This window comes from Rhodococcus sp. NPDC049939, from assembly GCF_040656415.1.
GTDB lineage: Bacteria > Actinomycetota > Actinomycetes > Mycobacteriales > Mycobacteriaceae > Rhodococcus_F.
On sequence record NZ_JBFAMC010000001.1, the window covers coordinates 705,377 to 728,507 of the forward strand.

20 protein-coding genes are annotated in these 23,131 nt (G+C 62.8%); 14 read left to right on the forward strand and 6 right to left on the reverse strand.

Going from position 1 to position 23,131, the window contains the following annotated elements:
- Nucleotides 1–79 precede the first annotated feature (79 nt).
- Nucleotides 80–1,252, forward strand: coding sequence for an exonuclease SbcCD subunit D (locus AB0I57_RS03105; RefSeq protein ID WP_358329675.1), 1,173 nt, complete (start codon nt 80–82; stop codon nt 1,250–1,252).
- Nucleotides 1,249–4,230 carry an SMC family ATPase gene (locus AB0I57_RS03110; protein WP_358329678.1) on the forward strand — a complete coding sequence of 994 codons (2,982 nt, stop codon included), beginning with the start codon at nt 1,249–1,251 and terminating at the stop codon, nt 4,228–4,230. The genes AB0I57_RS03105 and AB0I57_RS03110 overlap by 4 nt, the downstream gene beginning before the upstream one ends.
- Nucleotides 4,231–4,236: 6 nt before the next feature.
- Here the strand turns inward: AB0I57_RS03110 and AB0I57_RS03115 are convergent, their stop codons facing one another.
- Nucleotides 4,237–5,367, reverse strand: coding sequence for an AI-2E family transporter (locus tag AB0I57_RS03115; RefSeq protein WP_358333087.1), 1,131 nt, complete (start codon nt 5,365–5,367; stop codon nt 4,237–4,239).
- Nucleotides 5,368–5,529: 162 nt separating this feature from the next.
- The gene (locus tag AB0I57_RS03120) at nt 5,530–7,107 is read right to left on the reverse strand and encodes an FMN-binding glutamate synthase family protein (protein WP_358329681.1); all 1,578 of its coding nucleotides are present in this window, start codon (nt 7,105–7,107) and stop codon (nt 5,530–5,532) included.
- A 121-nt stretch (nt 7,108–7,228) separates the two neighbouring features.
- Here AB0I57_RS03120 and AB0I57_RS03125 point away from each other — a divergent pair, with 121 nt between their 5' ends.
- Both AB0I57_RS03125 and ychF read left to right on the forward strand, forming a co-directional pair.
- Nucleotides 7,229–7,633: a CD225/dispanin family protein gene (locus tag AB0I57_RS03125; protein ID WP_358329684.1), complete on the forward strand. Its 405-nt coding sequence runs from the start codon at nt 7,229–7,231 to the stop codon at nt 7,631–7,633.
- A gap of 48 nt (nt 7,634–7,681) precedes the next feature.
- Nucleotides 7,682–8,761 carry a redox-regulated ATPase YchF gene (gene ychF, locus AB0I57_RS03130; RefSeq protein ID WP_358329687.1) on the forward strand — a complete coding sequence of 360 codons (1,080 nt, stop codon included), beginning with the start codon at nt 7,682–7,684 and terminating at the stop codon, nt 8,759–8,761.
- A gap of 17 nt (nt 8,762–8,778) precedes the next feature.
- Here ychF and AB0I57_RS03135 read toward each other — a convergent pair whose 3' ends face one another.
- Nucleotides 8,779–9,651, reverse strand: a complete 873-nt coding sequence (locus tag AB0I57_RS03135) for a site-specific integrase (protein WP_358329690.1) — start codon at nt 9,649–9,651, stop codon at nt 8,779–8,781.
- Between the two features lie 61 nt (nt 9,652–9,712).
- Nucleotides 9,713–10,042, reverse strand: a complete 330-nt coding sequence (locus AB0I57_RS03140; RefSeq protein ID WP_358329693.1) for a hypothetical protein — start codon at nt 10,040–10,042, stop codon at nt 9,713–9,715.
- A 156-nt stretch (nt 10,043–10,198) separates the two neighbouring features.
- On the opposite strand from AB0I57_RS03140, the gene AB0I57_RS03145 reads away from it, so the two are divergent.
- The 5 genes from AB0I57_RS03145 to AB0I57_RS03165 all read left to right on the forward strand — a co-directional run bounded on the left by AB0I57_RS03145 (nt 10,199) and on the right by AB0I57_RS03165 (nt 13,803).
- Nucleotides 10,199–10,501, forward strand: a complete 303-nt coding sequence (locus tag AB0I57_RS03145) for a hypothetical protein (RefSeq protein ID WP_358329696.1) — start codon at nt 10,199–10,201, stop codon at nt 10,499–10,501.
- Between the two features lie 35 nt (nt 10,502–10,536).
- A complete protein-coding gene (locus AB0I57_RS03150) occupies nt 10,537–10,992 on the forward strand; it encodes a hypothetical protein (RefSeq protein ID WP_358329699.1) in 456 nt (151 codons plus the stop codon).
- A gap of 541 nt (nt 10,993–11,533) precedes the next feature.
- A complete protein-coding gene (locus AB0I57_RS03155; protein WP_358329702.1) occupies nt 11,534–11,794 on the forward strand; it encodes a hypothetical protein in 261 nt (86 codons plus the stop codon).
- Nucleotides 11,795–12,013: 219 nt separating this feature from the next.
- Nucleotides 12,014–12,520 (forward strand): hypothetical protein, encoded by a 507-nt coding sequence (locus AB0I57_RS03160; protein WP_358329705.1) that lies wholly within the window; start codon nt 12,014–12,016, stop codon nt 12,518–12,520.
- 188 nt (nt 12,521–12,708) lie between these two features.
- Nucleotides 12,709–13,803 (forward strand): hypothetical protein, encoded by a 1,095-nt coding sequence (locus tag AB0I57_RS03165; RefSeq protein ID WP_358329708.1) that lies wholly within the window; start codon nt 12,709–12,711, stop codon nt 13,801–13,803.
- A 1,025-nt stretch (nt 13,804–14,828) separates the two neighbouring features.
- Here AB0I57_RS03165 and AB0I57_RS03170 read toward each other — a convergent pair.
- Nucleotides 14,829–15,296, reverse strand: a complete 468-nt coding sequence (locus tag AB0I57_RS03170; protein ID WP_358329711.1) for a hypothetical protein — start codon at nt 15,294–15,296, stop codon at nt 14,829–14,831.
- A 479-nt stretch (nt 15,297–15,775) separates the two neighbouring features.
- Here AB0I57_RS03170 and AB0I57_RS03175 point away from each other — a divergent pair, with 479 nt between their 5' ends.
- The 4 genes from AB0I57_RS03175 (at nt 15,776) to AB0I57_RS03190 (ending at nt 20,842) form a co-directional block, all read left to right on the forward strand.
- Entirely contained in the window at nt 15,776–17,368 is a 1,593-nt protein-coding gene (locus tag AB0I57_RS03175) for a serine hydrolase (protein ID WP_358329714.1), read from the forward strand.
- Nucleotides 17,369–17,912: 544 nt separating this feature from the next.
- Complete coding sequence (locus tag AB0I57_RS03180; protein ID WP_358329717.1) at nt 17,913–18,683, forward strand: SDR family oxidoreductase; 771 nt, start codon at nt 17,913–17,915, stop codon at nt 18,681–18,683.
- Between the two features lie 109 nt (nt 18,684–18,792).
- On the forward strand, nt 18,793–19,803 hold the full coding sequence (locus AB0I57_RS03185; protein ID WP_358329720.1) for an NAD(P)-dependent alcohol dehydrogenase: 1,011 nt from the start codon (nt 18,793–18,795) through the stop codon (nt 19,801–19,803).
- Between the two features lie 304 nt (nt 19,804–20,107).
- The gene (locus tag AB0I57_RS03190) at nt 20,108–20,842 is read left to right on the forward strand and encodes a CHRD domain-containing protein (protein ID WP_358329723.1); all 735 of its coding nucleotides are present in this window, start codon (nt 20,108–20,110) and stop codon (nt 20,840–20,842) included.
- Nucleotides 20,843–20,904: 62 nt separating this feature from the next.
- On the opposite strand, the gene AB0I57_RS03195 is transcribed toward AB0I57_RS03190, so the two are convergent.
- The gene (locus AB0I57_RS03195; RefSeq protein ID WP_358329726.1) at nt 20,905–21,762 is read right to left on the reverse strand and encodes a PE-PPE domain-containing protein; all 858 of its coding nucleotides are present in this window, start codon (nt 21,760–21,762) and stop codon (nt 20,905–20,907) included.
- Nucleotides 21,763–22,015: 253 nt separating this feature from the next.
- Between AB0I57_RS03195 and AB0I57_RS03200 the strand changes: the two genes are divergently transcribed.
- Nucleotides 22,016–23,119 carry an FAD-dependent oxidoreductase gene (locus AB0I57_RS03200; protein WP_358329729.1) on the forward strand — a complete coding sequence of 368 codons (1,104 nt, stop codon included), beginning with the start codon at nt 22,016–22,018 and terminating at the stop codon, nt 23,117–23,119.
- Nucleotides 23,120–23,131 lie beyond the last annotated feature (12 nt).

The window sequence follows — 23,131 nt, forward strand, 5'->3', positions numbered from 1 at the left end:
ACCGACAAGTGAATTCGGTTCGACGGCAACTGGGCGAAGTATTCGGAGTTGTCGGCGCTGTGCTCTACCGTCTCCGGTCATGAGGATCCTGCACACGTCGGACTGGCACATCGGACGTACGTTCCACGGAGTGGACCTGCTCGCCGACCAGGCCCGTGTCCTGGACGCAATCGCTGCTCTCGTCGCCGAGTACGGCGTGGACGTCGTCGTCGTCCCTGGAGACGTCTACGACCGTTCGATCCCCAGTGCCGACGCCGTCACCGTGTGTAATCGTGGATTCGAGACGATCCGGGATGCCGGCGCCGTGATCGTAGCGACCTCCGGAAACCACGATTCGGCTGCCCGTCTCGGCGCGGGCGCCGCATTTTCCCGCTCAGGCGGACTGCATCTGATGACGACCGTCGCCGGTATCGACTCGCCCGTCGTTCTCCAGGACGAACACGGCGAAGTTGCTTTCTACGGGATTCCGTATCTCGAACCGGAGATCACTCGCGAGCAACTCGGCGTGCCGTCTGCCCGGTCCCACGCCGAGATCCTCGATGCCGCGATGGTCCGCGTACGTGCCGACCTCGATGCCCGTTCTCGAACAAGGTCAGTTCTTCTCGCCCATGCGTTCGTCGTGGGCGCTGAGTCCTCGGGATCGGAACGGTCCATCTCCGTCGGCGGCGTCGAGACGGTGTCGGCCTCGGCTTTCAACGGAGTCGACTACGTCGCGCTGGGCCATCTCCATTCGCCCCAGACTCTTGCCGAGAACATCCGGTACTCGGGGTCACCGCTGCCGTACTCGTTCGGTGAGCGCACCCACAGCAAGGCCGTGCTGCTGATCGACCTGGACGCGGACGGACTGCGGACCGTCGAGTGTGTCGAGTTGCCGGTAGTTCGCGGCTTACGGCAACTGACGGGCACCGTGCGCGAACTGCTCGAGGACGACGAGTACCAAGACGCGGAGGACTGCTACGTCTCGGCCGTTCTCACTGATGAACAGCGTCCGGTCGACGCCATGCGCGCGCTTCGGACTCGATTTCCTTTCGCTGTCCATCTCGAGTGGCAACGTCCTGAGGGCGGTGAGAATCTCCGGTACCGGGACAAGACTCGTGGGCGTAGTGATCTGCAGATCGCCCACAGCTTCCTTTGCGATGTTCGTAGCGAACCGTCGGCAGGTGAGACCAAGCTGGTGGAAGCCGCGCTTGGTTTCGCTGACCGAGCAGGTGAGGACACTGCCGAGATCGGTGCGCTGGGGCGGTCGGCATGAAACTACACCGACTCGAGGTCGAAGCCTTCGGGCCGTTCGGGGGATCGGTGGAAGTCGACTTCGACCGACTCGGCGCAGACGGTCTCTTCCTCCTGCACGGTCACACCGGCGCCGGTAAGACCACCATTCTCGACGCGGTGGCCTTCGCCCTCTACGGCACCGTGCCTGGGGCGCGGAAGGAAGGCAAACGGCACCTTTCCGACCACGCGCCCTCCGGTTCCGTTCCCACCGTGACGCTCGAGGCCACGATCGCAGGCCGTCATCTACGAATCGTGCGCAGCCCGGAGTTCGATCGCTTGAAGCGCCGAGGGGTCGGGACGGTCAGGGAGAACGCGAAGGCCACGCTCACGTGGCTCGACGGACATGGTGAGGGCCTCGCCCGGATCCCTGACATCGCCGACGAGATCGGGCGTCTGATGGGCATGAGCGCCGATCAGTTCTTCCAAGTGGTCCTCTTGCCGCAGGGTGAGTTCGCGAGGTTCCTGCGCGCCGACAACGAAGATCGCGGCCAGCTTCTCGAGAGATTGTTCGACACCACCCGCTTCGGGACCGTGGAGGAGTGGTTTCTCAACCGTAGGCGCGCCAGCGCCCAGGAGTTGGACGACCATCGCAGAGGCCTCGAAGTACTGATAGCGAAGGTCGGTACGGCAGCGGGGATCGAGGGGGGAGCCGATGCCGACCCGGTGACCTGGGCTCATAAACTCGAGGCCCAAGCCCGCGAGACTCACGAAGCCACCTTCGACGAACTGGTGAAAGCGAAGGCCGGAGCGAAGTCGGCTGGTGATGCGCTCGCCGAGGCTCGCCGAATACTCGACTTGCAGAACCGGCGGCGCCGGGCGGAAGCGGAGCTTGCTGCGCACGCAGCAGGTGCGAGCGAGCGCGCCGTTCTCGCTGCCGAGTTGGCGGATGCGCGCAGGGCCGAACCAGTCGCGGCCCTGGCGCAGGACGCCGAGTCCGCTCGCACCAAGGCGGCCGAGGCGCTACGCAACGTCGAGACGATCGCCGAGGATCTCGATTCGATAGTGGGCGGAACTGATCTTGTGTCCGAGTTACCCTGGCCACCTGCGGCTTCCGATCGAGAGAGCATCCGGAAGAGCATTCGGGAGTGGCGCGACGAGATCGTACGTCTCGACGCTGTGCTCATCGAATCAGCTGCAGCCGAACGACTCTCCGCCGAACTGGATCGACTGCGTGGCCGGAGGGCTGAACTCGCCGAGACCAGCGCGGACCTGTCTCGTGAGCGGGAACAGTTGCCGCTCGCCCGGCGGGAAGCGGAGGAGGCCCTCGCTTCGGCGGAAAAGGCTGCAGTCGGATTACCCGCGCTGGTGGACGCCCGAGACCGTGCGACGGACGCCGCCTCGGCTGCGGCGGAACTTCGACCGCGCCTGCTCGAGCGTGATCGGCTAGAGCGGTCGGTGCTCGACGCCCGGCAGGCACATCAGGACGCCCGCGGGCGTTGGCTCGACCTGCTGCAGCGTCGAATCGCCGGGATGGCGGGGGAACTGGCAGGCACCCTCGAGAACGGCGAGCCATGCATGGTGTGTGGGTCGCTCGAGCATCCACGCCCGGCCGAGTTGTCCGAGCTGTCGGTGACCAAGTCCGAAGAGGACGCGGCGCTCGCAGAGGAACAGCGTTCCGCGACAGCGCTGACTGCCACGCGCGACGAGTTGGCCGTGGTCGAACGTGCCATCGAAGTGCTGATCCAGCGTGGTGGCGACGGCAATGCGGACGAACTTGCACAGGCACGTTCCGAAGCCGACAGAAAAGTGCAGGAGGCGACCGCACTCGCCGAGAAGGTCGCGGTCTATGGAAAGTCCCTCGAGGAGCTCCGGGACCGTGAGAGTCGACTACAGGAACACCTGCGGGAACTGGGTGTAGATGCCGCCACCGTCGCTGAGAAGATCGCCGCCATCTCGGCGCAGCTCGAAGAAATTCGGATCCGAGTGAGCGCGGCAGCAGGCGAAGACCCGAGTGTGAAGGCTCGTCGCATGCGACTCGACGCGCTCGCCGAGGCGGCTTCCCATCTACTCGACGCGCGCGATGCGGGTGCGGCGGCCGAGTCGTCGGCCGGTGAACTCATCGAGAAGGCGAGAACGCGCTCTGAGAATGCCGGTTTCGAGGGCATCGACGATGCCTTGGTTGCAGTACGGAGCCCAGCCCGCCAGGCCGAGATCGAGGCAGTTCTGTCGGCCGCACGAGATGCGGAAGTCGGGGCCCGCAGTGTGCTCGACGATCCAGACGTGATAGCAGTCTCGGCTGTGGAGCCTGTGGAGTTGGAGTACGCCCAGCGCGGGTACGACACGGCGGCGGAGTCGGTGAATGTGGCAGCCGCGGCCGCATCCGATGCTCAGCGGCGGTTGCTCGACCTCGATAGGTTCGTTCGGCAGCTCGAGGCAACCGCTGAGGCGATGGCTCCGATGCAGGCCTCCCATGACGAATTGGCTGCGCTCGCCGAGGTGATCTCTGGTCGTGGTCAGAACTCGAGACGGATGTCTCTGCGGTCCTACGTGCTGGCTGCACGGTTGGAAGAGGTGGCGGTGTCAGCGTCCGCGCGTCTTGATCGGATGTCTACGGGGCGATACGAGTTCGTGCATTCGGATGATGCGGGTCCACGTGGCCGCCGGGGAGGCCTGGGGCTCGACATCCGTGACAACTACACCGGGGTGGTGCGATCGGCCAAGACGCTCTCCGGCGGGGAATCGTTCCTGGCGTCGTTGGCGCTGGCGCTCGGCCTCGCAGATGTGGTTGCGGCGGAGTCGGGAGGTGTCGTGCTCGACACCATGTTCATCGACGAGGGATTCGGAACGCTCGATTCCGACACTCTCGACTCGGTCATGGGCGTACTCGACGAGCTTCGTGCCGGTGGCCGAGTGGTCGGGATCGTGAGTCACGTCGACGAAATGCGTCAGCGAATCCCGAACCGACTACATGTGATTCGCGGGCGATCCGGCTCCACCCTGGAGGTGGTGGCCGGCTGAGGCTGCTCAGTCGGTAGTACGGGAGACAGCCGATTCGTCGACCGTGACGCCGTCCGCATCGTCCTCGTCGAGGTCTTCGTCATCTGGGGAGGTTTCATCGGCTGCAGCTTCTGAGCTGCGCAAGTCGATTTGTTCGCCGATGTAGCGAAGCATCACTGCGATAACGGCGGCTGTTGGGACCGCGAGGAAGGCACCGACGATTCCGAACACGGCACCGCCGGCCGCGACGGAGAGCAACACCACGACCGCATGCAGTTTCATGCTCTTGCTCTGCAGCACCGGTTGCAGCACGTTGCCCTCGATCTGTTGCACCGCGATGATGATGATCAGCACGATCACCGCCGTGGTCAGGCCGTTGGCTACCAGTGCAACGAGCACGGCGAGCGCGCCTGCGACAAACGCACCGACGATCGGTATGAAGCCACCGATGAATGTCAGGATCGCCAAGACCGGTGCGAGTGGCACACCGAGAATCAGTAGTCCGGCGCCGATGAACACGGCATCGATGAGGCTGACCAGGGCCTGTGTTCGGATGAACCCGCCTAGCGTGTCCCACATTCGGACAAGCACCGCTTCGAGGTGGTATCCCGCGCGTCCACCACTCACCGAGTGCAGCCACGGAATGAAGCGGGGGCCGTCCTTGATGAAGAAGAAGGACAGGACGAGCACGAGGCCGAGGGTGATGAGGAGCGACCCGGCGGTGCTGACTCCGGTGAAGACACCGGAAGCGATGGCCGTTCCGCTCTCCTGAACCTTGGTGATGATGATGTGGATGCCCTCGTTGATCTGCTCGTCTTGCAGGTTGATCGGGGGACCCCTCAACCAGTCCTGGATCGTGTTGATGCCCTCGGTGGCCCTGTTGGCCAGTTCCGGTGCCTGGTTGACGACAGATGGCACGATGCCCGCGACGATTCCGGCGACGACGGCGATGAAGAGCACGAGCGTCGTCGCGGCTGCCGCTGCCGGCGGAACGCGCCGTTTCGTCATCGCCCGGGTCGGCGGCCACAGCACGGTGCACACGACGATGGCCAGGAGTACGGGAAGGACGATGACCCACAGCTTTGCGATTACCCAACCGAGCAACACGGCGCCCAGCGCGATCGCGGCGAGAACCAGAGACCATTTGGCCAGCCACATCGCACCTACCCCGATGAAATGACCGCGGTCCGGTTTCGTGGTTCTCGACTCTGTCACAGATAGTCCTCCTCTATGTGCAGGCGGCGTCCGTCTGCTGCGCACACCGAGTCCGCACAGCTGATCGTACTGACACCAGCGTCCGTGATCGGGGATGTCGTGCGGTCAGAAGCGAGCCGAATCCGCCTCGATCCAGTCGCTCAGCCAGTCCGTGGGCGGGTCGTCGAGCAGTTCACCCGGCATCAGCCACTCGTAGAGTTCCGCATAGGTTCGGGTCGTGACGCCGTCGATACGTCGATTGAGCATCGCCGGCGTCAGTTGATCGAAGCTGTCGAGGCCCATCGATGCCACCATCTGCTGAGCGCTGGCCACCGTTGATTTCTGGAACCGGAATACACGCGCAGACTTGTCGCGGACGTTGAGCGCCCGACTCCGCGCCGGGTCTTGTGTAGTGACCCCGACTGGGCATCGGTTGGTGTGGCATATCTGCGCCTGAATACATCCGACGGCGAACATCATCGCCCGTGCGGACATCGTGAAATCGGCGCCCTGGATGATTCGTTTGACGACGTCGGCTCCGCTGGCAACTTTTCCGGACGCGCCGATCCTGATGCGATCTCGCAGCCCAGTTCCGGTCAGCGCGTTGTGCACGAGCATGAGCCCCTCGGTGAGGGGCATCCCCATGTTGTCCTCGAATTCCACTGGACCGGCCCCTGTTCCACCTTCGGACCCGTCGACGATGACGAAATCGGCGGTGACGTCACGCTCGAGCATCGCCTTGCAAATGCCGAGGAACTCGACGCGGGAACCGACGCACAGCTTGAATCCCACGGGCTTGCCGCCCGACAGCGTCCGAAGGGTGACGATGAAGTCGACCAACTCGTTCGGGTTGCTGAATGCAGTATGGGACGGCGGCGAGATCACCGTCTTTCCAACAGGTAACCCCCGTGTCTGCGCGATCTCAGCTGAGACCTTGGCGCCGGGCAGCACGCCTCCATGCCCTGGCTTGGCTCCCTGGGACAGCTTGATAGAGATGGCTTTCACCTGGTCGAGTGTGGCGCGTTCAGCGAATTTGGAGGCGTCGAAGCGACCTTCGTCGGTGCGGCACCCGAAGTAACCGGATCCGATCTCCCAGATCAAGTCTCCGCTGTGCTTGCGGTGGTAGGGGCTGATACCACCCTCGCCGGTGTCGTGGGCGAACCCGCCTCGTGCCGCTCCTGCATTTAGGGCTTCGATGGCGTTGCCTGATAGCGCTCCGAAACTCATCGCTGACACGTTGAGGAGAGCGATGTCATAGGGCCGCAGGCAGTCTCGTCCACCAAGTCGCACCGTTGGAGGTTCTGGCGGTGCCGTTTTCGCGCGTAGAGAGTGGGTCATGAACTCGTAGCCGATAGCTTGCACGTCCCGTTCGGTACCAAACGGTTCCTCGGCCAAGGTGCCTTTGGCGCGTTCGTAGACGAGGTCACGGGTATCGCGGTCGAAGGGGGTTCCGTCGGTGGATGATTCGATGAAGTACTGCTGGATTTCGGGCCGAATCTTCTCGAACATGAAGCGGGCATGTCCCAGCACCGGATAGTTCCGCAGGATACTGTGCCTGCGTTGCAGCAGATCCCACGTCCCTAGGGCAGCCATGGCGAGAAGGACGACTGCGGCGAACCACCAGGCACTCGAAAGCCCGATCGCCAAGGCGAGGGCGCAAAGTCCGAGGATCCAGGTCACAAGGACGATCAACCAGCGGGCCACTTCCTGAGCTTAGTGCTTCCAGTGAGTTTCGGTGCGTGTTGCGGCAGAGCCTCCTTTCATGGCCGCCCGGAGAGGGTGAGATAGTGAACGCGCAATTTCAGTCGTCATGGATGGGGGATCGATGTCCGAGTCAACGAGTAATCCGGAATGGCCGAGCGATCAGGGAACGCTGAAGCCCAGCGACGCGGGTTCTTACGGTCTCCAGTACCAGACCCAGCAGCAGCCGGGCCAGTTCAGCCCACCGCCGCTGCCGCGATCGAACGCAGGGTGGGCCGTGGCCGCAGTGATCTTCTTCTGGCCTCTCGCGTTCTCGGCCTTCAACCATGTTCACGACGTGTATCCCAAGTGGGCCATGGGTGACTACCAGGGCGCTCAATACGCATCGGATCGGGCGAAAGCGCTCGGCACGATCGCGCTGTGGATCTGGGTGGCCCTGATTGTCGTGTTCGTCGTCTTTTACGTGATCCTGATCGCCGTCATCATCGCAAACGCCGACGCTGCGATCTTGGATACAACGAGCTTGTGACGACCGACGGTCGGTGATTCGATCCCGACGCCGTAGAATCCAACAACCGTGAGCCTTACCCTCGGAATCGTCGGACTGCCCAACGTCGGCAAGTCCACCTTGTTCAACGCGCTGACCAACAACGACGTGTTGGCTGCGAACTACCCGTTCGCGACCATCGAACCCAACGTCGGACTGGTCGAACTGCCCGATCCGCGGCTGTCCGAGCTCGCTGAAATATTCAGCTCTCAGCGCATCCTTCCTGCAACGGTTTCGTTCGTCGACATCGCAGGGATCGTCAAGGGCGCTTCCGAGGGTGCAGGGTTGGGAAACAAATTCCTGGCCAACATTCGCGAGGCAGATGCGATCTGCCAGGTTGTTCGTGTCTTCGACGACGACGACGTCGTGCACGTGGACGGTCGCGTCGACCCGGCGTCCGATATCGAGGTGATCGAGACCGAGCTCGTGATCGCCGATATGCAGACGCTGGAGAAGGCGTTGCCGCGTTTGGAGAAGGAAGCGAAGAAGAACAAGGAGCTCAAGCCCACGCACGAGGAGGCGCTGAAGGCGCAAGATGTCCTCAACGAGGGCAAGACCCTGTTCAGCGCGAAGGACAAGCTGGATTTCGGTTTGCTCCGCGAGCTGAGTCTGCTCACAACCAAGCCGTTCCTGTACGTCTTCAACGCCGACGAGGCGGTGCTCACCGACGAGGCGAAGGTCGCCGAACTGCGTGCCTCCGTCGCCCCGGCGGATGCGGTGTTCCTCGACGCGAAGGTCGAGCAGGAGCTGTTGGAGCTCGACGAGGAGGACCGGCAGGAGATGCTCGACTCGATCGGGCAGAGTGAGCCCGGGCTGCACGCCCTCGCCCGTACCGGCTTCCACACCCTCGGGCTGCAGACCTACCTCACCGCAGGCCCCAAGGAAGCGCGGGCCTGGACCATCCACAAGGGGGACACCGCCCCGCAAGCTGCCGGCGTCATCCACACCGACTTCGAGCGCGGGTTCATCAAAGCCGAGATCGTGTCGTTCGATGACCTCGTCGAGGCGGGATCGATGGCCGCCGCCAAGGCCGCGGGCAAGGTGCGCATGGAGGGCAAGGACTACATCATGGCCGACGGCGACGTGGTGGAGTTCCGCTTCAACGTGTAGGAGCCCTGGTCAGCAGGCTATTCGAAGCCCTCGGTACGCAGTGGGTACGCAGTAGAACCCGCAGAGGCCCGAAACAAGGCGTCCGCAGCCTTGCGGGTTCTGTCGTCTGCATCGGGCCACAAATGGCTGTACGTGTTCAATGTGACTGTCGCCGAGCTGTGCCCGAGAGCACGCTGCACGGTCACCACGTCACAGCCAGCCGCGATTAGACCCGAGGCGTAGAAGTGGCGCAGGTGGTGTAGGTGTAGACCGTCGACGCCTGCCGCTGTCCTCGTCTTGCGCCAGCGGTACCCGACCGAGTTCTGGTGCCAGGGGTGCCGGCCCTCGCCGGGGAACAGCCACCGGGTCGGATCGTCACCGGGTCGCCAGTGTGCGATGTGCAGAGACACCAACTCGAGCAGACCGTCCGGCGCAGGAATCACTCGCTCTGACCCGTACTTCGGTGCCCGGATCTCGACCTCATGCCCGTTGGCACGCTGGACCTGGCGCTCGACGTGAACCTCTCGGCGTAGAAAGTCGATATCTCCGACCTGTAGGGCCGCGGCTTCCCCGAGTCGGAGTCCTGCGAACGCGCAGAGTGCTACGAACGCGTCGAAATCCTCGTCAGCTTCCCGGACCAGCGCCCCAACCTGCTCACTCGTGGGAATCACCATTGCCGCTTCCGCACGACGTCGACGGGGGAGGGCGACGGTTTCGGAGGGGTCGCTACCGAGTACCTTGTCCCGTTTCGCGGCGCGCAGCACAGACCGGACGTTGTTGAACCTGGTTTTGATTGTCCCCGGCTGTAATGGCTTGTCCTGCATCGCCTTGACCCAGGTCTCGAGGTGTGAGGGCCGCAGGTCCGCCATTGCCACATTGGAGAACGTGACGCTGTTAGCCGCAAGATTCATAGCCTGCACAGTGCCCCGGAAACCCTCGGTTCCGGGGCTTCTCTTCTTGCCGCTAAGAGCCCTAACGGCGCGACCCGAGCGACGAGTGCAGACTGGCGCGCCGGCTGTACTCCTCAAAGGACATCGCCTCAATCGAGGTGATCTCAGCAGAGATAGGCCCGGACCCCGAGAGCCGCGGCCGAACCGCGTTCAGGGCGGCAACAGCTGCCGCGTGCCAGTCCGCCTCAGGAATGTTGAGCAAGAATACGGTGCCATCGGGATCGCCGCTGCCGAGGGCCGGCAACCAGTTGGAGGGCAGACTGCCGACCAGGTGGAGGGCCTGGTCTTCGGTAATCGTCTGGAAGTCAAAGTCGATGGTCACGTTGACCTTGTAATCCTGGGTGGTGAACATGCAACTCCTTCGTTTGGGTGAGTGGTGGTTCGAATGCAGGGTAGAGGCTGGCACCGACCTCCGGGAATCGAAGAGCCAGAGCGGCAGCACAGTGGGCACCCGCGAACGGATAGAGGAACTTCACTGAACTCGTTGACGCCAGGTAGGTTCCGCGCCATGACGTTTGATGAGCTGCTCGATCGGTTATTCGAAAGGTACACAGCCTCATTGGATGAGGACGCCCGTCGGCGGGCCGAGGATCGCATCGAGCAGGATGCTGACGTCGAGATGATCGGTTTCATCGACCTGGGCCTAGATCGGGGCGACCTCACCGATGACGAGGTTGACGGCGCACTCGAGTGGGTTCGGCATGATCGCCTCCGGAAATTCAGCCAGGGCCTCGCGGAAGCACTGGAGAAGGAAAAGGCTCGCCGCGCGACCGGAGTGTCGTTCGCGCCCATGGGTGCAGAGATGGGTTAGCGTCCCGGAACATCACTGGACCGAAGGGGAACCCTGTGAAGAAATCTGTTCGCACCGCAGCATCCGCACTGCTGGCCGCCCCGCTCCTGGCCGCCGTGTTCGCGGCACCTGCCCAGGCGGCACCCGAGGACGTCACACTCTCGGCGACAACCGAGGGCAAGGACCTGATCGTCACTATCACCAACAACAGCGAGTCGAAGATCAGCTGCTTTACGTCCACAGCCCCGCCTATATCCGGCCAGTCGGGAGACCTTATGTTTCTCGACGTCAGCATGGATGTCGAACCCGGCAGCACAGATAGCGCGAGGGTTACCGCAGAGGTGCGCGGGGACCACACCCTCGATTGGTCTTGTGACGCTTCCGATGGCGGCGAGCGTTGGGGGACATTCGCGGGCACGGCCAATGCCTTCGAGATCTCCTTCGAAGATCGAACCTTCGGCAGCGTGAACTTAATCGTCAGCCAGCTGCTGGAATCGATCTTCGACAGCTGATCCGAGACCACGAAGGCCCGTGAGTATTTCGCTCTGGGGCCTCTGTAGGGGTGGGGGGGCGCAACCCGGCGCTGTTGCGAGGTGCCGATGGCGGGGCGTTCACGTATGAGGGTGTCATCCGCCGCGTGCAACTCGATTCGGTCGGGGATGGCCTTCTCCAACGCCTCGAACAGTTCGAACGCTAACGCCTGCTGTCGCTCATCTTCCTTGGACCTATCCTCGGGGTCACGGTAGTTGAGCACGATCAATACCTCCGGGTCGCCGGGTTCCCGATCAAGCATCTCGTCTATCGAGGCCGAACAGCGGGGGTAACCGAAGTGCAGGAATAGACTGCCGCTCACGCCCTCCACGATCTTGCCGCCCAGTTCGTCACGCAGGGCCTCCCGGATCTCATCGGGTGACGATTCGGTATAGACGTAAACAAGGTCGTACTTCACCTATGCCCCCACAGTCCGAACGATTTGTCGAATCCATCTCCGTGGCTTGAGCGTAGCGAGCACAGGCTCGATCAGGATGACGCGAAGAAGGTAGGGTCCGCGCCATGGCATGGGAGGAACTGCTGGATCGGTTTGACCGATACACCGCCGACCTGGACGAGGACACCCGTCGACACATCGAGATGTTCATCCAGCAAGATGCCTACGTGCTGACTGCTCTCATCAGTAAAGGCTTGGAGCGAGGCGACCTCAGCGACGAGGACATAGATGCCGCACTGGAGTTCGCTAAGCGGCATCACATGATGAGAAGTTTAGGTCTTACCGATGCGTTGGAAGAATTGAAGGCTAGCCGCGCTAGTACATAACCACACGCTCGCCCTTATCAGGAAGGCTCCGTGAGCGCTTCCGCTCCGGGCTTTTTCACGGACAAATCACGTTCGGGCACAGTTTCTGACACGCCTGGATCGTACTGACCGGAGTTCAACTCCGTTCGGAACTCCATGCGCAACAGACAAGCGAGCAGGAAGTCGTTATCGCCGCAGCTTCTCGAGCATTGCGGGACGGACCCGTGATGAACTAGTCCCATGACCACCGACGCGAGCACCGAATATCTGAGCCTGACCGAGATAGCCGAGCACCTGGACGCCAGTATCGAAGAGGTACGTCGCGCGTGTTCGTTCCGGAAATTGTCCCTGGAAGAAGACCACTCGTCGCCTGTGGTCGCCGCAAAGCACTTGGATGAGCTGGGTCGAACGATCGCCGGCCGCCGGATACTACTGGAGCGCAGGCAACGTATGGCACGTGGCGAGGGCGGGCAGGTCATCGTCACGCTCAACGGCATCGAGTACCGGTTCGGTCCTGCCGGCGCGTTCGGGCTAGGTAGGAAGCTGTACGCAGCGATGTTTCGGGCCGACTTCATCGATCGGCCCGATGCCGCGCTCTGGGACAATTGGACGCCTACGCCAATCGTCAAGAACCGCTTGCGCCCGCGCTGGGCCGTCATCGTGAAAATCGGCGATGCCAAGCATTGGCTCGACTATCACGACGCGCTCGAACTATATGCCCGGTTGCGATTGTTTGTCTATTTGTGACCTGGGCGCAGTAGCGGGTCAAGCGTTGGCCACATGCGAGCAGCCACCAACAACAGCGAGGACGAGACCGAGATCGTCGTTGTCAGTACCCAAAAGTTCTGGTGGCCAACCTCGTCAGAGGCAGGGTAGGGGGTGCGATCGCTACAGGTTCTCAAGTCGTGCAAGGCTTCCCGTGATGAACTAGTCCCATGACCAGCGACGCGAGCACCGAATATCTGAGCCTGACCGAGATAGCCGAACAGTTGGATGCCAGTCTCGGCGAGGTGCGCCGCGCGTGCTTGTTCCGGAAACTGCCCCTGCAAGGAGAGCACTCGTCGCCTGTGGTCGCCGCCGAGCATCTGGAGGAGATCGGGATAGCGATCGCCGAGAGACGCGCACGAGTGAGGCGCGCTGTACGCAAGATCGACGCGAGCACGAAATTGAGCGTGACCGAGGTCGCCGAGCATCTGGACGCCAACATCAACGAGGTGCGCCGCGCGTTTGAGATCCGGGAACTGCCCCTGGTAGAAGATGACTCATTGCCCGTGGCCGCCACTGAGCGCCTGGAGGAGATCGGGATCGCGATCGGCAAGAGACGGGCACAAGCGCGAAACAGCTGCACGGCCGGCGCGAGCACCGAATACCTGAGCGTGGACGAGGTGGCCGTGTTGCTGCACGCAGACATCAGCGAGGTGCGCCGCGTGCCTAAGGTCCTGGAACTGCACGTGGTAAAGGATGACTCATTGCCCGTGGTCGCCGCTAAGCACCTTAACGAACTCGGGAGAGCGATCGCCGAGAGACGGGAGTGCACCCAATATCTGAGCGTGACCGAGGTGGCCGAGTACCTGGACGCCAGCATCAACGAGGTGCGCCGCGCGTTTTCGATCCTAGAACTGAACCTGGTAGAAGATGACTCGTTGCCCGTCGTGGCCGCCAAGCACCTGGACGAACTCGAGATTGAGATAGCCCAAACGCGGGCACGAAAGGAACGTAGGCGGCGCGCGGCACGCGGCGAGGACGGGCAAGTCATCGTCACGATCGAAGGAGTCGAGCACCGACTCAACCGTGACGACGCGTATCGCTTCTTTATTGAACTGGTCTCGGCAATCTATCCGACCAAGTACGCAAAATTCATGCGGGAGTTCGATGGCCCGCGGAGAATGGCGCGCACCGAGGACAGTGTGCCTGCGCGCTCCACCATCATCGTGACACTCGACGGTGCCGAGTATCGGCTCGCCTATCGCGACGCGGATCTACTCGGCTCACGGTTAGCAACGGCTATCCATGAAGCGGAGCGGCGGTAGGGGGCCGCGGGTCAGCCAAACGCGAGCAGGCACTCACAGCAGTGAGGGCGTGGCCAAGGTCGTCGTTGCCGGCACCTAGTGGCCCGGGGGCTATCTTGCCGGGGGTAGGGGGTCGAAATCACTTTAGGTCGCCGGGGGCCCGGTCACTGGTTCTCTCTCCCCTAAGGCTGAGGGGGGTCGCGCGCGGACATAGGGGTATTCGGTCGAAACACGGCCCAAAACAGGCCGATTTTGGCCAAAAGACGGCGCTCATACCGTGGACACCTCGCCGAAGCCGATCGGTATTCGGCGGTATTCGGGTTAGGGCCTGCGTGGTCATCATGACCACGGTTGGAGGCATCAGCTTGCTGACGTCGACAACATGATCGACCCCGCGGATAACACCCCTCCGTCCGCAGAGCGTCCGCAGTAGAACCGCACACCGTCAATAACGGCCAACAATCACAACACTCGAACCTGCTGGTACAAAGCGCATCCCAACAACTGCTCCCACTCTTCAACATCCACAAACGCCCAGGATCGAGTTCCGCTTCAACGTGTAGAAGCACTGTTCAGCGGACTACTTCTAGCTCTCAGTTCGTAGTGCGTCCGCAGTAGAACCCGCAGAGGCTCGGAACAGCTCGTCCGCAGCGCTGCGGGTTCTGTCGTTCGCGTCCGGCCAGAGGTGTGAGTACGTGGAACTTCTTCGACTCGAACACCGGGCGCGGTCATCGTCTCAATGGAGGTGAAGGTGTGCGTGGACACGGCCCGCATCCTGCGGGTCGGTGAAATGATCGACGCACACCGGACACACTCGACACGCGAAACTGCTTGACCCGCAACGGACACCTGGTCCAGCACCGTGGCGCGTGATCTATGAGATCACGCGCCTTTGTCGTCTCACCGGCACCCCCTGTTCGGCGCCGTCGGTGAGACAATCCCGTCGGGCGCGATTGGATTCCCGATGCAACTCCCCGCCTGCTTGCCGCTGACACACCCTCAGGGAAGCGTCTACCGCGAGCGTGACACATCGGCAACAACGCGCGTCAGCCGATCACATCCACAATGCTCGCCCGCAGCAACGGAACCTCCCGATCGTCACCGCTGACCGTCTCGTACACCTGCGTACCGGCGACCGAGGCATAGATCGCAACCAGATCATCCTCCACAACCTCTACGAAAACCTCAGCATCGCCCGTGACGGCCGTGTACTGGTCGTAAAAGATCGAAGCCACCTTCTGGGCTCCAGTGTCAGCCATGAAAACCTCGGGGCCCGTGCGAGTATCGAACTGGAAGACCGTCCCGTACACCAGGATCTTGCGGCCCTCATGCGCTTCCGGGTTTCGTACGATCTTCTCGTACTCACGTTCCGACAACGTCTCGTAGGTGTCCCGGTCCAGGTGTGCTGGGCCGGAGAAGAGCCCACCTACAACAACGAGTAGGACGACGACCAGGATCAAGAGGATCGCGGCACCTCCGGCGAAGAACGGCCACTTCTTCCGCTTCTTCTTCATCGGGTCAGGCTGCGGGAACCCACCGGAGTGGATGGGCTGTTGAGGCTGCGGGAACCCACCGGAGTGGATGGGCTGTTGAGGCTGCGGGAACCCACCGGGATGGTTGGGCTGTTCAGGCTGCGGGGGATAGGTCACGTGGTTGTCTCCATCAATAGGTGTTACGTGAGCGTTCTGAACCTAATGGATCAGATCCCCTTGACATCAGCGACACTCCCAGTAAGTCGTAGCGCTGAGAGCGGAGAGATGAGCATGCCGAACATCGATCCAATCACCGCGACTACCAACATCACCGGCGACGTTCTCATCCGCGCCGTTCGGGCCGATGGGCGGCGAGAAAGACGCGCGAGTCGTGCAACCTACATTCGATGGCGGTTGCCATATGCTCGCGATGACAAACCCCGACCACGGAACCAGTCCCGAAGTCCTTGGGCGCCAGTCTCGGCGTCCGCCCACGATCCGACGACGAGAAAAGGTCCAAAATGCGCGCTCCCCGCCGACACCGATCGCTTGTAGCGGTCTTCGCTGCCGCGACCCTGACGGCCGGATGCACCTCTACCGCTACGGACACACCGCTCACGTCCCCGACAGCGAAACCGGTCAACCCCGCGCAGGTCGCCGGCGTGCCGTTGCCCGAGGGTTCGGTGGCGGACGCCATCGCCCAACTCGACGGACTGGCCGAGGACCTGATGAAATCCTCCGGAATCCCGGGTATGGCAGTCGCCGTGGTGCACGGTGGGAGGACGGTGTACGCGAAAGGATTCGGCGTCCGCGAGGCGGGATCGTCGGAGGAGGTGGACGCCGACACGGTGTTCCAGTTGGCGTCGCTATCGAAACCGATCGGGGCGACCGTCGTCGCGCATCAGGTCGGCAACGGGGTCATCGACTGGGACACCCCGGTCGCCGCGAAGGTGCCCGGATTTTCACTCGCCGACCCCTACGCGACCGAGCAAGTCACCGTCGGCGACCTGTACGCGCACCGCTCCGGACTCCCTGATCACGCAGGCGACATCCTCGAGGGTCTGGGCTACGACCGGCAACAGATCATCGAACGGTTGCACCTGCTCCCGCTCAACCCGTTTCGGAACTCGTACGCGTACACCAACTTCGGCCTCACCGCGGCTGCCGAGGCAGTGGCGAACGCGTCGGGTACCGATTGGGCGACCCTGTCGCAGCGGGCACTCTACGAGCCACTGGGCATGTCGGACACCAGCTCTCGCTACGCAGACTACGCAGCGCACGAGAACCGTGCCGTGGGCCACGTGAAGGTCGACGGAACGTACGTTGCACGGGCGGAGCGAAATCCCGATCCGCAGTCGCCCGCCGGAGGCGTCAGTTCGTCGGTGAACGACCTCACCACGTGGTTGAAGATGCTGCTCGCCAACGGAGAGACCGACGGAGGGCAACTGATCCCCGCCGAATCGCTGCTGCCAGCGATCTCGCCGCAGAACATCTCTTCGGCGCCGACATCCCTGGACGCCCGCGCGAGCTTCTACGGTTACGGGTTCAACGTCGACACCAGCGCGGCTGGGCGTGTCACGCTCAGCCACTCGGGGGCATTCGCACTCGGGGCGGCGACGAGCTTCGTCGCGATCCCGTCGGCGGATGTCGCGATCGTCGCGCTCACCAACGCCGCACCGATCGGCGTCCCGGAGACCCTCACCTCCGAGTTCGCCGACATGGTCCAGTTCGGTGAGGTTCGCCAGGACTGGGCGGAACTGTACGAGAAGGCCTTTCCGACGATGCCCGATCCGGAAGATGCGCCTACCGGACAGACTCCGCTGCCTACACCGATGCCGCCGCGGCCCCTCGCGACGTACGTCGGCGCGTACGCCAACGACTACTTCGGTGCCGCACAGGTCACCGAACGCGACGACGCGCTGATCCTTACGATGGGCCCCGAAGGGCTGGTGTTTCCCTTGACTCACCAGGACGGTGACGTGTTCACCTTCGCCCCTGCCCGTAGGGGCGGCCCGACCGGCATGATCTCCAAGGCCACCTTCACAGACGACACTCTGCTGCTCGAGTTCTTCAATGCGAGCGGGCTCGGCACGTTCACCAGGAGTGCACCGTGAACTCGACAGCAGACTCGAACAGTTCGGAACGACCAGATCTAGGCGGTGCCCGGTGTGACGACGGCAGTGCCGGTCGCGGGCACCGGCGAAGACGACGAGCCACCAGCCCCTGACTACCGACTTGTTCACCGCTTGGGCCAAGACCAAGCCCGGCGCATCCTGGCAGGTTCACGCGGTCGTCGTAACAGTCTCGAAGTGGGAGGTTGCGGCGACCGTGTTGTTTTTCGGTGGACGGTGGCCGGCTACCTACCCAAACTGTGCTGCGCCCCAGAATCTTGACACTTGGTCATATTTTTCTTGACAGTTGTCAAACAAACGATAGAGTGATGCGCGTCGCAGGTGTTGTGGTCTCTATCACTCTTCGGGAGGAAGGCGGGTAGGTGAGCGTGAATGGCCGCTCAGGCAAGAAGACGCTGTTCACAGGTGGTTCACATGGTCGAGGTGGTGCCCGCCCTCGTCATCTGCGAGCCCGCCACCAACCGTGATACCCGAGATCATCGCTGCTGGCATCCCCCTCAGTCACGCTCACTACAGGAGAAAGCACATGGTTGGACTGCTTGCTGAAAAGGTAGCCATCGTCACCGGGGCCGGTGCAGGTATCGGTGCTGCGATCGCTCGCGCTTACGGAGCGGAGGGAGCGCGCGTCGTAGTCAGCGATATCAACGGTGATGCGGCAAAGGATGTTTCGGCGTCCATCGCTGGATCCATCGCAGTCACAGCCGATGTCAGCGAGGAAAAGCAGGTACAGGAACTTGTCGAGCGGACAGTCGCCGAGTTCGGTGGTCTGCACGTGGTGGTTCCGAATGCGGGAATCGCCACGACCAAGCCGCTGGCGCAGACTTCCTTCGAGGAGTGGAGAAAGGTGATGTCGGTCGACCTCGACGGGGTCTTCTTGACCATCCGCCACTCGCTGCCCGCCATGCTCGAATCCGGTGGTGGGTCGATCGTGACCATCTCCTCGATCTCGTCGACTACCGGTTCGGCTCTCATCGGCAGCTACGCCGCCGCGAAGGCCGCAGTGCGAAATCTGACGGAGACGCTCTCGGCCGAACTCCGCTTCCAGAACATCCGTGCCAATGCGCTGCTGCCCGGGTTCATCGACACCGACCTCGTCAAGACACATCAGTCAAGCTTCGAGGAGGCGCTCGGCCTCGAGGCCGGCGGATTCGATGACCTGATCACCACCAAGCAGACACGTTACGGGCGTACCGAGGAGGTCGCTGCCGCGGCGGTGTTCTTCGCGAGCGACCAGTCGTCGTGGTGCAACGGCAGCAGCCTGATCCTCGACGGCGGCTTCAAGGCGGCTTTGCTCTGAAGCCGGAACATCAAGTCACACAACGGTAGTCGTCGGTCGCACGTTCGGGTGATATCCGTGGTGTGCCGACGACTTCACCCCTTGCCTGCACAGGCAAAAGGATGACGACATGCTATCCCCAGCGATCTACGTATTACCGCCCGGCGGTCTCGACAACCTCGTGACTCGCAATGTCGACGCGCCCGACCCGCAGCCCGGCGAAGTCATGATCGAGGTTCACGCGAACTCGCTGAACCACCACGATGTCCTTGTCGCAACCGGTGCGATCGCGACTGATGGACCGCGAATCCTTCTTTCGGACGCGGCGGGTGAAGTTGTTGCGGTCGGCGACGAAGAGTCGCAGTTCGGTCTCGGCGACCGCGTGATGACGACATATCTACCGCACTGGCAGTACGGACGGCCTACGGTCGACGGGTTTGTGAACTCACCGGGTGACGGCGTGGACGGGTATGCCCGCCGGTTTGTCACGATCCAAGCCGCAGCGCTGACCGCCATCCCACGAAACTATTCGTACGCCGAGGCTGCGACTCTGCCGACCGCGGGACTGTCCGCATGGCGAGCGCTTTTCTCCACTGTGCCGCTGAGACCGGGGCAGACCGTGCTCGTTCCAGGTTCCAGCACGGTGTCGCTGTTCGCTATTCAACTCGCCAAGGCGGTCGGCGCCCGAGTCATCGGCACGTCCTCTTCGGCAGACAAGATCGCCAAGCTTGTCGAAGTCGGCGTCGACCTCACCGTCAACTACCGAGAGAATCCCGAGTGGGGGCTAGAGGCTTTCACCCTCACAGGTCACGGGGTCGATCACGTGCTCGACATCGGAGGCCCGGCGACGTTCGATCAATCTCTCGCGGCAGCGAAGGTTGGCGGAAGGATCGCAGCGCTCGGCATCATGACGGGCGCTTCGTCGGCTGTCGATTTCACGCCGCTGCTGACCAAGCAGGTCACGATCGAAGGCCTACTGGTCGGAAGCAGGGAACATCAGCAGGAGATGGTGGCCGGGCTCGAAGGCTTGGCGATCAAGCCAGTCATCGACTCGACATACCCTTTCGATCGCCTGGCTGATGCTCTACGCCACCAACAATCCGGTCGGCATTTCGGAAAGATCGTCGCTACTTCTCAGTAGTTACCGCGTTCGAGACACGTTCGAGACAGTTGGGGATGACCAGCGATACCGGCGGCGTAGGACTGTCGGATTCGCGGGTTGACAGTGGTTCTTCAGCGGGCTTACGTTCGAACCGGCAGCCTGCCTCTTTGCCCACTTCAGGGAGATTCAGATGATACGAAGTGCCGGTATATGTTTTGCCGCTGCGAGTGTGCTCGTTCTGGGCGCCTGTTCTAGCTCCACAACGGAAGAAAGTCCTACTGCTACGACGCCCGGTACCACCGCGGCTGCGTCGGAGTCGATGCCGACAGTCACGCTCGAGGACATGCCGACCGGGACCGCCTCGCTGAGCTGGGACCCGGACACCATGCAGGTCACCGCTGCGATCGACATGCGTGGCTTCACGCCGAACAGCAGTCACGCCATGCACATCCACCCCGGTACCTGCGCAGATCAGTCTCAACCACCTTCAGTGCCATTTCCGGATATTCTCGCGGATGCCAGTGGTGTAGTTCAACAAACCGTCGTCAGTGAGGCGGTCCCAGAAGGCATCCCGACCGATTCGTACCTGAATATCCATCTCGCACCGTCGGCGGAACTCGGTTCGCCCGGGGACGTGAGTTTCACCCCGATCGCTTGTGGAGACATTCCTGCGGGCACGGCGGCGACAGGTCCGGCTGACCTGGAAATGCAGACGCCGCCGAGCGACGGGCACACCCCGCAAGGCACGGCCACTCTGACTTACAACGCCGATCAGCAGACGCTGGGCGTGGAGGTGAGTGCTTCCGGTCTACAGCCTGACAGCGCGCACGCGGTACATGTCCACTCCGGGTCGTGCGCGGCACAGGGAGACGTCGTATATCCGTTGCCGGACATGCAGGCCGACGGCTCAGGTGAGGCCACCGTCTCGACCACGATCGATAACGTCGACTCTGCACCGCCTGCCAGCGGCTGGTACGTGAATGTGCACATGGGGTCGTCGGACGAGGTCACAGACAGCGACGGCAACCCGACGATGCTGTTCGCACCGATCCTCTGCGGAGATGTCACGCAGCAGTAGGAATCGTGAACCTGGTGACCGCGTGAAGACCGGGTCCTATGCTCCGAGCCCGATTTGGAGGATTACACAGCTGGTTGCAGGGGCGGTGCGAATGTCGCCCGCACCTGCAACCACTCGGCCAGGATCTGACACCCGGTCAGCCCGCTCGAGTCCAGCGGTTCGCTGGCGTACGCGACGTGTCGACCACCTCGGGGGTTTACGACTTTCATGCCGCGCCAGCTGAGGTGTGCAGGTAGGTAGCCGAGTATTTCGAGCATCGCCGTCCGCAGACGATGCAGATCAGTGCGCCACTGCGTTGGGCTGATTCTGGTCTTGTCCGCATTCTGGAAGCTGTTGTGTCGGAGAAGTTTCCAGATCTGGGTGAGCCATACCCGATGCGTTCGAAACGACATCCACCCCGTGAGGTCCGCGATGTCGCGTACGAAGCTGTCGTCGCTGGCATTACAGATCATGTCGTTCGGGTGCGCGATCCAGAGGACAGGGACCGTGGCGGGTAGCGGTGCGCCTTCGCCTGCAACTCCGCGCCCACCGCAGCCCGGGACGGCTCCGGCGGGTTGTTCGGGATCGGAAATCAGGCCGGCGGCACGGACGTGCCTTCCAGCGAATTCGCCGGTTGCGATCTTCCCCAGCACCTCACGGATCACGGTGCAGCCCTGCGAATAGCCGATCAACATGACCGATCCCGGTGCGGCCTCGATAGCGTCCATCAACCTGCGTACACCGACCTCGGTGCTGTGCCGATAGCTCAGTCCGCCTACCGCGACCGGGCCGTACGATGCCGGATAACCGACCCAACGTGACGCGAAACGCCCGTCGAGCGCATCGGCGACAGTGCGGAGCAGCCCGGATACGTGCGTTCGATCATCATCAGGGTAGGACTCTCCGGTGCCACCAACTGCGAGAACGGTCACGTCAGGCATGCAACCGATCCTGCCGAGCGAGAATAAGTATCCATTCGGTCGAACCTGAGAACTTCCTGGCAATCGGGAACGGATATCGACTACTGGGCAGGACTCGAGTCGCTCGTGACGAACAACCTCGGACCACGGCTCAGCCGAGTCATCGACAGCCTGTAGCGCAACGTAGCGGCGGCGTGACATATTCGGGGGCACCTCGCGAATCGCAATCATCGCTCCACCACCGTGATGTGCGTCAGCACCCCGGAGGCCGACCATGATCTATGACATCGCCATTGTCGGGGGTGGCTTGACCGGCAGCCTGACCGCCCGCTCGCTCGCCGCCCGCGGCCGCTCGGTCCTGCTACTCGAAGCTCGCCCTCTCGGGCACACCGAGGGCAGCTCACATGGCACCTCGCGCATCTTCCGCCGCGCGCACCCGGTGCCGATCTATGCAGATATGGCTTCCCGCGCTCAGCATTTGTGGAGAAAACTCGAAGACGACTCCGGCGTAGCCCTGCTCACGACCACCGGCGGTCTCGACTACGGGATTGATCGGCACCCACGTGAACTCTACGAGGCGGTCCGGGCCAACGCAGTCACCTGCGAGTTGCTGAGCGCAGCCGCGGCCGAGGAACGATTCCCTGGGATGCGATTTCCCACCGATGTGCTGTTCCAACCCGACGCCGGTCACATCAACCCCAACGCCACCATCGCGGCGGCCCTGGCCGTCGCTGAGACCGACGGTGCCGATATCCGGATCGGCACCGCAGTGGAGGCAGTCGAACATCGATTCGGCAATGTCAGTGTCGCCACCTCGGATGGCACCTTTACCGCCCGTCATCTAGTTGTGGCCGCCGGCCCCTGGCTGCCCGAGATCCTGTCCAGGACTCTGCCGGATATCCCGGATCCTCATCTGACAGTGACCGAACAGAACATCTTCCACTTCACCGAGACGATGGCGCCCGGCCACTGGCCCGTTTTGATCTGCATGCACCACAGGACGTTCTACGGGCTCCCCTCCGGCGCCGACGGTGGACCCGAGCCTGCGCTGAAGGTCGGCAGGCACGATCCCGGCGTAGCGACCACACCAGCCTCACGCTCAGGACTGCCCGACCCACACACGCGGGATCTGGTGCAGTCGTTCGTCGACACCTGGCTGCCGGGGCTGGCCTCCACTCCCGTGCGGGAAGACACCTGCCTCTACACCAACACCCGTAACGAAGACTTTCTGTTGGACCGCCGTGGACCGATCACCGTCGCCTCCCCGTGCTCGGGCCAGGGCGCGAAATTCGCCCCCGTTGTCGGGGAGATGATCAGCGATATCGCCCTCGGTCTCAGCAAGACTCCGGACCGTTTCGCACTCTCCGCGCACCTGTAGGACGCCCGCTCT